The sequence below is a fragment of the Nonomuraea lactucae genome, assembly GCF_003313395.1.
Classification (GTDB): domain Bacteria; phylum Actinomycetota; class Actinomycetes; order Streptosporangiales; family Streptosporangiaceae; genus Nonomuraea; species Nonomuraea lactucae.
Map to the genome: position 1 here is coordinate 1 of NZ_QNFZ01000257.1, position 13,238 is coordinate 13,238.

Sequence of the window (13,238 nt, forward strand, 5' to 3'; positions counted from 1 at the left end):
GGTGGAGGGCGGCTCCGCGGAGGACGGCTCCGCCGGCGCCTGCGCGGCGGGCTCGGACCGGCTCCGGGACGCCGGGCCGGCATCATGCGGCGGCACGGGGGACGGAACGCGGGCGGTGAGGAACTTGGTCTCCCCCACCAGCCGCAGCAGCACGTCGCTCGACGTGGGCCGCCGCGCGGGATCCTTGGCCAGGCACTCCACGACCACGCCGTGCAGGTCCCCCAGGTCGGGCAGTTCGGGGTCCTCGTTGGTGATCCGGTTCACGGTCGCCGCCATCGAGCCGCCGTCGAACGGCGAACCGCCCGTCGCCGCCGACACCAGCGTCGCCGCCCAGGAGAACACGTCGGCCGGCGGCTCCATCGGGGCTCCGCCGAGCCGTTCGGGCGCGGTGTAGGCGGGCGGCTGGACCTTGCGGGTGGTGGCGGACTCGGTGGCCGCGAGCGCCTGCCCGATGCCGACGTTGATCACCCTGGGGCCGTCGGGGCCGAGGACCACGTTGCCCGGCCGGATGTCGCCGTGCACGGCCCGCGCCTGGTGGATGGCGACCAGCGCGGTCGCGGTCCCGACCGCCAGGCGGTGCAGCGCCGCGTCCCTCAGCCGGGTGCCGGTCGCGGTGGCCTGTTCCAGGGTGGGACCGTCGATGTACTCGCTCACCACGTACGGCCGCCCGCCCGCCACGCCCGAGTCGAGCACCTGGGCGGTGCAGAAGGCGGTGACCTCCTGGAACGGCTGGATGATCGCCAGGAACCTGTCCTGATCGAGGTCGGGGTGCAGCAGCTTGACCACGACCGGCTCGCCGGCGTCGCCGCCGGGCGGCGGCATGGCGGCGAAGACGCCGCGGCCCAGGCGGCCGATCAGCCGGTAGCCCCCCACCTCGGACGGGTCGCCCTCGTGCAGGGGTAAGAACTCTGGCATTCGGGTGTCTCCTCCCGGCGGCCCTCCTAGATCACCCATTATGGGTACGCGGCGGGCTCGCCAGAAGGGTGGGCCGGGTTACGGCTCCTTGATCGCGCTGCCCTTCTTCCACTGCGTGAACGGCATCTGCCAGAAGCCCCAGCCGTTGTTCCACTCCAGCTCGCGGTCGGTGCCGGTGATGTCGACCACGTCGCCGCGCTGCATGGTGTCGTGGAACCACTTGGCCTGGTCGGGGCGGGAGTTGATGCAGCCGTGGCTGACGTTGCGCACGCCCTGGGCCCAGACGTTGTTCTTGGCGTGGACGTACTCGCCGGAGTTGGAGATCCGCACCGCGTGGTCGATCATCACGTCGTAGTACTCGGGATCGTCCTTCTCGCGGCCCGGGGAGATCATGCGTACCGGGTTGCCGCGTTCCATGGTCAGGTGGACGCCGGAGGTGGTCGTGTACTCGCGGGTGGTGCCGTTGCCCGCGCTGATGCGCATCGTCTGGACGCGCTTGCCGTCGCGGTAGACGTACATCATCTTCTTGCCGACGTCGATCTTGCTGATGACCCGGGCGCCGATGGTGAGCGTGGTGTCGTAGTCCTGCACGCCGTAGGTGCCCTTGCCGGCCTTGACGCCTTCGAGGTCGGCGCTGAACCTGACCTTCTGGTGTGCGGGCCAGTACTTGGCGGTGCGGTAGATGACGACCGTGTCGTTGATCCACCGCCAGGCGCCCGTTGCGCGCTTTTCGGCCTTGACCCGCAGGGTGCGCTCGACGTCCGCCTTCTCGGTGACGGGCTGGTTGAAGGTGACGATGATCGGCGCCCCCACGCCGAGCTTCTCCCCCTTGCGGTTGGGCGTCACGTCGACCACTCTCAGCTCGCGCTCGGGCTTGAGCGTGGTGAAGGCGCCGGCCGCGGTGGTGACGCCGGACTTGGCCGTGACCTTGTAGGCGGTGGACGGCTTGAGCCTGCCCTGTGAGACCCATCTGGTCTTGTCGGCGTTGTACTTGCCGGTGACCTCCTCGTCGCCGCCCTCGACGGTGACCTCGTCGAGCGTCCCGCCGGACGCCGTCACGACGATCTTCTTCTCGGGGCTGACCTGCGAGCTGCCCTGCGCGGGCGATATGGCGATCGTCGGCGCCTGAGGTGTCGCCGAGGTGGTGGCGTCAGGCGCGCCGGAGCCGCCCGGGACGGGGTCGCCGCCCGAGCAAGAAGCCACCAGGCAGGCCGCGGTCAGGAGCGCGAGGCCCGCGGTGGGCTTCCTCCAACGAGACGTGATGTTCAAGTCCTACCACTCCCCCCATTGCGGCAAACTGCACCAAAAAACCTTAAATGCTCCTGAACGTAAGACGCGGTTTTGTTTGGGAGAGTTCGGTCACGTTTGCATCACTAAGTGAAGTCAACCGCAGGTCAAGAGGGGTAAGGAGCGCGTAAAACGCGGAGGTCAGTGCTGGGACAGGCGGTGGGTGAGGCTGGTGTGCCGCCGCCCCGCCCCCTTGGTCCGCACGGCCTGCGCCAGCGCCCGGCGCGACCCGACGATCACAACGAGCTTCTTGGCCCGGGTGATCGCGGTGTAGAGGAGATTGCGCTGGAGCATCATCCAGGCGCTGGTGGCCAGCGGGACGACCACGGCCGGGTACTCGCTGCCCTGGGAGCGGTGGATGGAGACGGCGTAGGCGTGGGCCAGCTCGTCCAGCTCGTCGAAGGCGTAGTCGACCTGCTCGTCCTCGTCGGTGAGGACGGTCAGCTTGTGCTCGTCGGGCCGGATGTCGGTGACGATGCCGACGGTGCCGTTGAACACCCCGGCCGCGCCCTTGTCGTAGTTGTTGCGCAGCTGGGTGACCTTGTCGCCGACGCGGAAGACGCGACCGCCGTAGCGGCGCTCGGGCATGCCCTCGCGTGCGGGGGTGAGCGCCTCCTGCAGGGCGATGTTGAGCGCTCCCGCCCCCGCCGCGCCGCGGTGCATCGGTGCCAGCACCTGCACGTCGCGGCGCGCGTCCAGCCCGAACCTGCGCGGGATGCGCCGGGCGACCACGTCGACCGTGAGCTGGGCGATCTCCTCGGGCTCCTCGCACGGGAACAGGAAGAAGTCCTTCATCCCCTCCAGCACCGGGTGGCGGCCGGTGTTGACGCGGTGGGCGTTGACCACCACGCCCGACTCCTGAGCCTGGCGGAAGATCTGCGTCAGCCGTACCCGGGGGACGTCGTCGGCGGCGAGCAGGTCCCTGAGCACCTCGCCCGCGCCGACCGACGGCAACTGGTCGACGTCGCCGACGAACAGCAGGTGGGCGCCCGGCGCGACGGCCTTGACGAGCTTGTTGGCCAGCAGCAGGTCGAGCATGGACGCCTCGTCCACCACCACCAGGTCGGCGTCGAGCGGGTTGTCGCGGTCGAAGGTGGCCTCGCCGCCCGGCCGCAGCTGCAGCAGCCGGTGGACCGTGGTGGCCTCGTGGCCGGTCAGCTCGGCCAGGCGCTTGGCGGCGCGGCCGGTGGGCGCGGCCAGGATGACGCGGGCCCGCTTGGCCCTGGCCAGGGTCACGATGGAGCGCACGGTGAAGCTCTTGCCGCAGCCCGGGCCGCCGGTGAGCACGGCGACCTTCTCCGTCAGCGCCAGCCGTACGGCCTGGCGCTGCTCGGCGGCCAGCTCCGCGCCGGTCTGGCCGCGCAGCCAGCTCTCGGCGCGCTCCCAGTCGACGTCGGCGAACGCCTTGAGCCGGTCGTGGCCGCCGCGCAGCAGCGACAGCAGCCCGGAGGCGAGCGACAGCTCTGCCCGGTGGAAGGGCACCAGGTAGACGGCGGGCACGACGTTGTCCCCGGCCGGGATCTCCTCCCGGACCACGCCCTCCTCGGCGACCAGCTCTTCAAGGCAGGCGCCGACCAGCTCGGCGGGCACCTCGAGGATCTTGACCGCGTCGCCGACGAGGTTGGGGGCCGGCAGGTAGCAGTGGCCGTCGTCGGCGGCCTGCGACAGGGTGTAGCGCAGGCCGGCCTTGACCCGTTCGGGGCTGTCGTGCGGGATGCCGACCGCCTGGGCGATGGTGTCGGCCGTCTTGAAGCCGATGCCCCACACGTCGTCGGCCAGCTTGTACGGGCTGGTCCTGACGACGGAGACCGACGACTCGCCGTACTCCTTGAAGATGCGCACCGCGATGGACGTGGACACCCCGACGCCCTGCAGAAAGATCATCACCTCTTTGATGATCTTCTGTTCCTCCCAGGCGGCGGCGATCATCTTCGTCCGCTTGGGGCCGAGCCCGGGCACCTCGACCAGGCGCTCGGGACTCTGCTCGATCACCTCCAGGGTCGCGGTGCCGAAGTGGTCGACGATCCGCTCGGCCATCTTCGGCCCGATGCCCTTGATCAGCCCGGACCCCAGGTAGCGGCGGATCCCCTGCACCGTCGCCGGCAGCACCGTGGCGTACGACCACACCTCGAACTGGCGCCCGTACCGCGGATGGGACGTCCACCGGCCGGTCAGCCGCAGCGACTCGCCCACTTGGGCCCCCAGCAGCGGCCCCACCACGGTCAGCAGCTCCGAACCGGACCTGTCGGTCGCCACGCGGGCGATCGTGTAGCCGGTCTCCTCGTTGGCGTAGGTGATGCGCTCAAGGACGGCGTCCAGGGCCACACCACGTGAACCATCCGATCCAGCCGCCACGAGACCCTCTCTCCCAAGCACCTCCGGCCAGGGTAAAGCAACGACGGCCGACCGCGATCAGCCCAACGCGTCGGTTCATCGCCATGGTCCTTCCGGTTGGTCGGCCCGCGCGCTGCCGGCCCGCCGCCAAGTCCCTGTTCTCGTATGGCAACGGCCAGGTGGCGAGTAACGTCGTACTGCTGGCGGAGCAGGTCCCGCTTGATGGTCCTGGTGGTCAGCACCGGCTTCGCGGACCGACGTTCTGTAGCCCGGGCATGAGCTTGAAGTCGAGCAATTCGCGGCCGTCAGGTCCGGGCAGCCGACGCGCGGCTGGTAACCCCTCAACTGCCTCTTCCGTCCGCCCCCGACCCGCCGGTCTCACCCCGACGCAAGCCGACCAGTCGTAGGCGGCCTCGATGTCCCAGCCCAGTTCGCGCCGTGCCCGCTCCGGATTGGCGCAGAGCGTCTCCACCTCGGCCGGACGAACCAGGGCATTGTCGATCACCACGTGGTCTTCCCAGTTCAGCCCGGCCGTCGCGAAGGCCAGGCGCACCACGTCCAGCACGGTGCGCATCACCCCGGGTCGCTGCCCTGGCACATCGCCCGACGACCGAACGGCCTCATCGCGCTCGCCATCCAATACGGGCAGCAGCAGCGGCATCCACGACCTCATCGGTATCGAGACCGTCCGGGCGGTCGCCGACACCGTCGCCGAGCTGCGCGACGGCCTGGACGCCGGTCAGGGAATCTCCGGCCAGGCGGCCCGGCGCGTCATCAAGGCCGCCGCCCGCGCGCCTGTCTTCGAAGGCACCGTCGTCAACGCGACCACCTTTAGAACCCAAGCCCGTAGGTGGGGCCAGAAGTCTCTCCCATAGCCAGGCTGCAGGCCGCATCGGTCGAAGCGCTGAGCAACAGCCCGTGAGGAAAGCTAAACGACGGCCGCTGCAATCGTTCGGACTTACCTAGCGCTTTCCGTACCGGGGCCGCTACTTGACGACCCGGAACCGCAGGTGCGTGACCGCGTCGGAGGCGATCACCTGCGTGCGCTCCAAGTCGATGTGCCCCAGGTCGTCCAACAGGCGGGTTCCGGCGCCCAGCACGACCGGCACCAGGTTGATCTGCAACTCATCCAGCAACCTGGCGCGCAGGAACTGCCGCCCCGTCTGGGCACCCATCACGATCACGTCCTTATCCCCGGCCGCGTCCTGAGCGGCCTTGAGGGCGGTCTTGATGTCGTCGGTGACAAAGGTGAACGTGGCGCTCTTCATGACGAGCTCGTAGCGGGCTCGGTGGGTGAGCACGAAGGTCGGTGCCGGATACGGGGTGTCGTCCCAGTGGGGCAGGCCGACCTCGAATGTGCGCCTGCCGACGACGACGGCGCCCACCGAAGCGGACATCGCAGCGACGACCTTCTTGTCGCGCGGGTCTGGCCGGTCGGTGAACATCCACTCGTGCAGCCGCATGCCGCCCTTGCCCATGGGATGCTCCGCGCCGATGTCCGGGCCGGCGACGAAGCCATCCAACGACATGCTCTTGTACAGGACCACAGTGCCCATCGAGACCTCCTGAAGTTGTCCTCAGGAGGGTGGACCACCCGGCCTCCCATAACTCATCGGCACAGAACGGGGGCGGACTTCGCGCTCGCCCTCCGTGATACGCCAGAACTCGCGCGTGTAGCGCATGCGCATCGAGTTCTCAGCTCTGGATGTGCTGGTCGTACTCCCTCTGATGCCTTTGGATCTCGTCTGCGTTGTCGACCGTCCAGTCGTACAACCGGCCGAACGGCTCCCGCAGCGATTCGCCGAGCGGCGTGAGTGAGTACTCGACCCCAACCGGCGACGTGGGGAGCACGCGGCGCGTGATCATCCCGTTGCGCTCCAGGCGGCGCAGGGTCTGGGTCAGGACGCGCTGGGTGACGCCCTCAAGGCGGCGCTTGATCTCGTTGAACCGCCTCGGCTCGTTGAGGACCGCCATCACCATCATTGACCACTTGTCGGCGATCTGGTCCAGGATCGGGCGGCTGGGGCAGTCGGCCCGGTAGACGGGGTCCGCTGCGGGGCCGGCTTCGGGAGTGGCCATATCGGTATCCTTCGCGGTCCTTGAGATGCCGAAAGTGCGTTATTGACGGCTGGTCGCCCGCCGCCGCATCGTAAGTATGCATCAGGAACCTAGATGCCTACCAGATACGGATCGGGGATCTCCATGAACGACGCCTACACGACCCTGCGGGTGAGCCGCGAAGCCGGCATCGCCCGCGTCACCCTCGACAATCCACCGGTCAATGTCTTGGGCGTCGCCCTGATGGGCGACCTTCGGCGCCTGCTGACCGCGCTTCGGGACGACGACTCGGTTCGGGTCATCGTGTTCGATAGCGCCAATCCTGAGTTCTTCATTGCCCACGTCGACATGTCGCTGGTTGACACGCCGGACGCGTTCGACAAGTTCGCGCAAGACCTTCCGGATGGTGTCAACGTTTTCCAGGCTCTGGGGGAACTACTCCGGCACCAGCCCCAGGTGTCCATCGTCAAGCTCGCCGGGATGGCGCGCGGCGGCGGGGCGGAGTTCGTCGCCTCCGCGGACATGACGTTCGCAGCGATCGGCCGCGCTGGGATCGGCCAGATCGAAGCCCTCATGGGCATCGTGCCCGGCGGAGGAGGCACGCAGTATCTCGCCAGCAGAGTCGGCCGCAACCGCGCGCTGGAGGCGGTGCTGAGTGCCGACCTGTACGACGCCAAGACCGCGGAGCGATACGGCTGGGTCAACCGGGCCGTCCCTGCCGATGAACTCGACGACGTCGTCGACCGGCTCGCCCGCAACATCGCCGCCCTGCCCGAGGGCGTGATCACAGCGGCCAAGCGCGCCATCCTGCCGGAGGACCTGGCCGAGGGGCTCCTGCGGGAGAACGACGCCTGGATGGGGCAGATCATTCGCCCTGCGGCCACAGCGCTGATCCGCGACGGTCTGGTCCACGGCGCCCAGACCCCCGACGGTGAACGCGATCTCGAGGGCCTCCTCCGGAGAGTGGCCCGTTAGGACCCGGACGAGGGTCCGGGACCTTCCGCTCTGGCAGCCGTGAGCCGTGCCGGACCACCCCGGCATGCCGGGCTGGTCCGGCCGCGGGGAACCTCGCACGGGGTGGGGCAGGCCATCAGGCCCGCCATGCCGCGTCCGGTCGCCGACCAGACACTGGTTGCCCGCCGTACGTCCCGAGCGGTGCCCCTCTTGACTACCCGCAGACGAATCCTGCTGGCGGTGCGACAGGCGACGCCGTCACCTCGCTTGAACCGGCTCGCCGAGGTCATGGGTAAGCCAGCCGGGCGTATCGAAGCGCACGGGCTGTGCATCCACCATTGCTGCCAGCTGCGTCTCGAGGTTCTCGAGTTCGGCGATGCCGATCTGCTGGGCCCACTGATCGCGCAGCTCGTCGAATATCGTCTCGCCTTAGACCAAACCCGTCCAGCGGCCCAAGACCCTCGATTCCTACGGTAACGAACGGCCGATGGTGACGCGGACGCACGAACGCTGTGCCCAGGTCCAGGCGCTGAAGGCCAAGAGCCTGTCGCTGAACGCCATCAGCCGCGAACTCGGCCTGGCCTTTCGCACCGTCCGCAAGTACGCCAACGCCACCAGCGTGGACGAACTCCTGGCCCCGACCCTCGGCCGCTCCAGCAAACTGGATCAGTTCAAGCCCTACCTCACCCGCCGATGGAACGAAGGCTGCAGCAACGCCGTCCAGCTCCATGCCGAGATCAAGACCCAAGGCTTCACCGGCAGCCAGCGCGCCGTCCAGGGCTGGCTCAAACCACTACGCGGCCGCGTCACCGGCTGGATCATGACCCATCCCGACCGTCTGGACAGAGAGAAGAAGACCGGACTGGAGCAAATCCTTGCCCGCTGCCCCGAGCTTCTCGAGACCGCGGGGCTGGTCCGCAGCTTCGTCACGATGATGACCAACCGCGACGGCCACCTGCTCGACGACTGGATCGCCACCGCCGAACCGGAGCCTCGCCCTACCTAGCCACCTTCGCCACCGGACTCCGACGCGACCACGCCGCAGTGCAGGCCGGGCTGACACTGGCTCACAGCAGTGGAGCCGTCGAAGAGACCGTTAACAAGATCAAATTCTTGAAGCGGCAGATGTTCGGCGGCGCCGACTTCGACCTTCTACGGGCCCGCATCCTCCGCTACTCCTGACACCCTGCACGCTCTGTTACCGAGATCATCGAGAGTGAGCCAGAGCCGATAAATGTCAGCGGCTTAACCTAGGGCCAAATGCCGGAGACGACGATCGTGACCAGTTCGCGCAGGGCGACGCGTGGCTGGGCTGAGCGGTTCACGTCGGGAGCTCATGCGATGCCCTACTTTCGGCGTCGGAGGGGGGCGCGGCCCAGGGAGCGTACGGAGGCGTGCCGGGAGCTGGCCGACGTCGGCAACCCCTACCCGGCAGCCAGGAGTTCGCCGCCTGCCCTTTCGATCCGGCCGAGGTGGATGGGATTGCCCCTCACGGACACGGCCGAAGCGGGAGAACTCCCAGGCGATGATCGCATGGGACTTACCGCGCTCGATCGGGGTGACGGCCTTTTGCATGTCCCGGTTGAAGTTGCGGCCGGTGCCGTCGAGCTCGATGACCCATCCTCCGTAGGGCCATGCGGGAGGCGCAGGCGCGAATGACGTCCATCTGGATCTCGGGTGAGATCTTCTCACCCAGGCATCATGGAGACCCGGACGTAGCCGATGGCAGGGAGAAGCGCAGGTCGTTCTGATGTGACCTTGGCTAGGGACAGCACGGTTCACTCGTTGCTGTCCGAGCTGGAGGGCGGGGCCGACCGCCCCCACCCATGGCCTGCAGCGGCGACGGGAGGAGGACCGGGCGCTCGCCACTCGGGCGCCTATTCAACTGGCGCCTCCCGCCGCTGCTGTCGTGGCTGGCCTCATCCCACCAGAGCGTCCCAAGGGACAACCAAAATCCCAGCTCAACGTACCTGAAGTCATCCCAGCGTCCCATTCTTCCGAGCGTTTCTTGACCACGGCGGCATCGGCTCCGGACTCTTGATCCGACATCACGGCACCCGGCCGACGAGAAGGGTTGAACAGAAACCCGTCCCCTTTTGTTCTCTGCCGTCGGCCCGGTGGTGCGGACCTGACGGCAGACAACCCGGTCTCGTCAGCGTCCGAGACAACCGAAGGAGCTCGCAGTGAAATCAATTCGCGTAACCCGGAAAGCGGCCGATGAGCCGAGCGTCATGAGTGCGCCCGCCGGACAACGGTCTCTGGCGAGACGTATCGCGCCGTGGGCGGCGGCATTCGCGTTCCTCACGGCCATGGTGACCCCTGCGGCGCCCGCCTCGGCCGCGGCTTGCACCTATCCGACTTTCTCCGTCTATCCAGGTTCGGCCACCTCTGCTCTCCGCTACGGCCAGGTGGACTTCCACTTCTCGGCGTGCGGCGAGCAGCCGCCTTCGGGCTGGTCCGCTTCCGTCACCAAGGCCACCGTCAACAGCACGGGGAAGAACCTCGGGTTCTTCATCGACGGCACGAGCATTCCCACGGACTCCACCGGAAGTAACTACCGCTACTACACCGGCCGCATATACGCCAGCACGTGCACGCCGAGAGTCGGTTGGCCGTGCTCACGGTCCTACAGCTTCTCCGTCGAGTTCCAGGTCACCACGGATAGGTTCGGCAACCCGCAGGTTTACATGGGGACGAGGAGTGCGCCCATAGGAATGGCTCTCTTCACTACTTCCTGACATCCAGGCGGAGGGATTCCCCGGCCCCGGTGATGGTTCAAGGCCTCCCGCGATCTCCTGCGGGTGCCTTGAACCATTGGCGCCGTGGCCGGGTGCCGGACACTCACGGCGTCGACTCCGCCGGCAGTCGCTCGGCACCGTCGAGGCGGCCCTGAGATCGGGTGACGCAGCCGCCCCCGCCTCAGGCAAGGACCCGTTGAGCGCTCATCGGTGCGGCGGCCAAGCCCAACCGGCCAGTTCTGCCGCACGAGGCCCCACCGGCTCGGCTGTCGGCGTCCGCGAGAACCGGGGGGCAGGTCTGGGCTGGTCCACCCCGTCGATGGACGTGAACACTCCCCGGCTGACCATGTGGGTATCCACCAGAGCCTCCTCGTAGGTGAGGACCGGCGTGACGCACGCGTCTGAGTCCGCGAACACCTCAGCCCACTTCCACATTGTCCTGGACCTGAACGCGGCTGCGATCGCGTCCCTCAGTTCGTGGCCCCGTTCGTGGTCATCCTGCTGAGGCAGGCCGCCCTGGTCCAGCCCGAGCAGGTCCATCATCAGCGAGAAGAAGCTCGGCTCGATGCATCCGACCGCCACAGAGCGCCCATCGGCGCACTCGTAGGTGTCGTAGTACGGATGGCTCCCGTCGAGCAGATTGACACCCCGCTCACTCGACCACAGGCCCATCGCTCGCATCGACCAGGCCATCTGAGCCAGCACACTGACTCCGTCACACATGGCGGCATCGACGACCTGTCCCCGCCCGGAGCGCTCCCGCTCCCAGAGCGCCGCCAGCAGACCCATGACGAGGAACATCGATCCGCCGCCGAAGTCACCGACCAGGTTCAGCGGTGGCACGGGGCGCTCTCCCCGGCGACCGATGTTCTCCAGAACGCCAGTGAGGGCGAGATAATTGATGTCATGTCCCGCGTCCTGCGCGCGCGGACCCCCTTGGCCCCAGCCAGTCATCCGGCCGAACACCAGCCTGGGATTGCGTGCCAGGCACACATCAGGACCAAGGCCGAGCCGCTCCACCACGCCGGGACGGAAGCCCTCGATCAGGACGTCCGCTCCGTCGATCAGGGCGAGGACGTGCGCCAGGTCGTCGGCGTCCTTGAGATCCGCCTCGACGACGACGCGGTTGCGCGCCATGAAGTCCGTGGGCCCGCCACCCGCTCCGACACGCTCGATGCGGACGACGTCCGCACCCAGGTCTGCCAGGAGCATGCATGCGTGGGGACCTGGTCCCAGGCTCGCGAGCTCGACAACGCGAAGACCAGAAAGGGGTCCTTCGGTCATGGTCTCCCCGCTCCGAGCGCCAGGGCACGCAGCCGCGTCTTGTCGATCTTCGTTGTCGACATGGGCCACTCCCCGGCGGCGACGAAGTAGACACTCCTCGGGACCTTGAAGCGTGCGATGCGGCCATCACAGAAGGTCACGACTTCGTCGGCGGTCAGCGAGACCCCTGTGCGGAGCTCGACGAAGGCCACCGGCACCTCGTCCAGGCGGTCGTCCGGGACGCCGATGACGGCCGCCTCGATCACCGCGGGATGTCGACAGAGGAACGACTCGATCTCGAGCGCGGAGACATTCTCTCCGCCGACCTTGAGCATGTCCTTGGCCCGCCCCACGAACACGAGGTTCCCGTTGGCAGCCCAGCGGTACAGATCTCCTGTGTGCAGCCATCCGTCGGCGTCGATCGCGCGGGCCGTTGTCTGGGGGTCCTTGTAGTAGCCCTCCATCATGGAGGGGCCCTGCACCCCAGAGCTCGCCGGGCTCACCCGGTTCGGCCGGGCACCCGTCGTCCGGCCGGACGATCTGCACCCGCACCCCCGGCAGTGGCCGGCCCTGGGTCTCGGCCCGTGACCGGACGTCCTCGTCGAGCGCGCTCAAGGCATAGACGCCGGCCATCTCGGTCATGCCACAACTGGTGACCAGTTCGACCTGCGGAAAGAGGTTCTGCACGCGCTGCAACAGTGACTCGGGCCCGATCAGCAGCATCTTCCGGAGATCGGCGAAGTCCGCAGGATCGAAGCTCGGGTGCTCGAGTATCGGCGACATGATGGCGGGGAAGAGCGGCCAGCCGATCGTCGGCCGCTCACGCCTGATCAGCGCGATCGCACGGTCGGCATCGAAGTGGGTGTCGCTGACGAACGTCCCGTTCGCTCCGATCGAACCGAGCAGCCATTGCAGGCTGCCCATGTGGAACAGCGGCCCCGGACTCCACACGACGTCGTGTTCGCGGGTGCGGAAGCGATCCCTGGCGCGACCGACCGTTCCGCGAGTCACGGCCTCGTGCGTCAGAACGCATGCCTTGGGGTTCGCGGTCGTCCCGGACGTGTACAGGATGACCCCGACGTCCCGCACACGGACGGCATCGCGGGACTCCTCGATCACGTGTGACGCCACGCCTTCGCCGAGCCGGATGAACTCTTCTCGGGCGACGAAACCGGCGCGGACCTCCCCGCCGAGCAGGACTACCGACCGGAGGCGCGGGAACGCGGGCAGTGTGAGCGACGTCGCGTCCGCCGAGGTCGACAGTTCCGGGGCACACGACTCCATCAGGGCAGGGAAGTCGGTGTAGGCACCTGCGAACCCGCTCGTCAACACGGTGACGATGTCCGCACTCGCCACGGCGTAGGACAGCTCGTGGGATCGGTAGCGCGGGTTGAGCGGGACCATGACGGCCCCCAGGTACGCGGCTCCGAAGAACGCCTCCACGAACTCCGGCCCGTTGGGCAGGAGGATGCCGACGTGATCGCCACGCTGGACGCCCAGTGCGGTGAGCCCGCGCGCCACCTGACGGGATCGCTCCAGGAGCTCCAGGTAGCTGAGTGACTCGTCGGGGAAGGCGACCGAACGACGGTGCGGGGTGAGCAGGGCGCCCCTGACCAGGAGGTCGGCAACTGTCGAGATCTCGTTCCACTGCCGGTGGTACGGCTCGGGTGCGCTTCGGTTCTCGAACAT

12 protein-coding genes and 1 pseudogene are annotated in these 13,238 nt (G+C 68.1%); 4 read left to right on the forward strand and 9 right to left on the reverse strand.

Features of this window, described 5'->3' with window-relative positions; all coding sequences use genetic code 11:
* The 6 genes from DQW85_RS16310 to DQW85_RS16335 form a co-directional block, all read right to left on the reverse strand.
* Positions 1-915, reverse strand: a 915-nt coding sequence (locus DQW85_RS16310) for a serine/threonine-protein kinase (RefSeq protein ID WP_162795036.1), incomplete at its 3' end; no start/stop codon positions are given.
* Positions 916-993: 78 nt separating this feature from the next.
* Complete coding sequence (locus DQW85_RS16315; RefSeq protein WP_113701155.1) at positions 994-2,184, reverse strand: L,D-transpeptidase; 1,191 nt, start codon at positions 2,182-2,184, stop codon at positions 994-996.
* A 159-nt stretch (positions 2,185-2,343) separates the two neighbouring features.
* Positions 2,344-4,527 (reverse strand): SF1B family DNA helicase RecD2, encoded by a 2,184-nt coding sequence (gene recD2 / locus DQW85_RS16320; protein WP_240197219.1) that lies wholly within the window; start codon positions 4,525-4,527, stop codon positions 2,344-2,346.
* A 244-nt stretch (positions 4,528-4,771) separates the two neighbouring features.
* Positions 4,772-5,197 carry a GDP-mannose 4,6-dehydratase gene (locus DQW85_RS44535; protein WP_162795037.1) on the reverse strand — a complete coding sequence of 142 codons (426 nt, stop codon included), beginning with the start codon at positions 5,195-5,197 and terminating at the stop codon, positions 4,772-4,774.
* A gap of 325 nt (positions 5,198-5,522) precedes the next feature.
* Complete coding sequence (locus tag DQW85_RS16330) at positions 5,523-6,092, reverse strand: dihydrofolate reductase family protein (protein WP_113701158.1); 570 nt, start codon at positions 6,090-6,092, stop codon at positions 5,523-5,525.
* 139 nt (positions 6,093-6,231) lie between these two features.
* Positions 6,232-6,615 carry a winged helix-turn-helix transcriptional regulator gene (locus tag DQW85_RS16335; protein WP_113701159.1) on the reverse strand — a complete coding sequence of 128 codons (384 nt, stop codon included), beginning with the start codon at positions 6,613-6,615 and terminating at the stop codon, positions 6,232-6,234.
* 123 nt (positions 6,616-6,738) lie between these two features.
* Here DQW85_RS16335 and DQW85_RS16340 point away from each other — a divergent pair, with 123 nt between their 5' ends.
* From DQW85_RS16340 to DQW85_RS16355, 3 genes are all read left to right on the forward strand, one after another.
* Complete coding sequence (locus DQW85_RS16340; RefSeq protein WP_113701160.1) at positions 6,739-7,569, forward strand: enoyl-CoA hydratase/isomerase family protein; 831 nt, start codon at positions 6,739-6,741, stop codon at positions 7,567-7,569.
* 466 nt (positions 7,570-8,035) lie between these two features.
* Entirely contained in the window at positions 8,036-8,554 is a 519-nt protein-coding gene (locus tag DQW85_RS16345) for a hypothetical protein (RefSeq protein ID WP_113701161.1), read from the forward strand.
* A gap of 1,303 nt (positions 8,555-9,857) precedes the next feature.
* Positions 9,858-10,286 carry a hypothetical protein gene (locus DQW85_RS16355; protein WP_162795038.1) on the forward strand — a complete coding sequence of 143 codons (429 nt, stop codon included), beginning with the start codon at positions 9,858-9,860 and terminating at the stop codon, positions 10,284-10,286.
* A gap of 204 nt (positions 10,287-10,490) precedes the next feature.
* Here DQW85_RS16355 and DQW85_RS16360 read toward each other — a convergent pair whose 3' ends face one another.
* Complete coding sequence (locus tag DQW85_RS16360) at positions 10,491-11,570, reverse strand: CaiB/BaiF CoA transferase family protein (RefSeq protein ID WP_113701164.1); 1,080 nt, start codon at positions 11,568-11,570, stop codon at positions 10,491-10,493.
* Complete coding sequence (locus DQW85_RS45880) at positions 11,567-12,016, reverse strand: class I adenylate-forming enzyme family protein (protein WP_205315166.1); 450 nt, start codon at positions 12,014-12,016, stop codon at positions 11,567-11,569. The genes DQW85_RS16360 and DQW85_RS45880 overlap by 4 nt, the downstream gene beginning before the upstream one ends.
* Between DQW85_RS45880 and DQW85_RS47650 the strand changes: the two genes are divergently transcribed.
* On the forward strand, positions 12,015-12,137 hold the full coding sequence (locus tag DQW85_RS47650) for a hypothetical protein (RefSeq protein ID WP_275888208.1): 123 nt from the start codon (positions 12,015-12,017) through the stop codon (positions 12,135-12,137). The two genes, DQW85_RS45880 and DQW85_RS47650, sit on opposite strands and share 2 nt — an antisense overlap.
* Here the strand turns inward: DQW85_RS47650 and DQW85_RS48220 are convergent.
* Positions 12,081-13,238, reverse strand: a pseudogene (locus DQW85_RS48220) (long-chain fatty acid--CoA ligase); the annotation flags it as partial. The gene DQW85_RS47650 and the pseudogene DQW85_RS48220 overlap by 57 nt on opposite strands.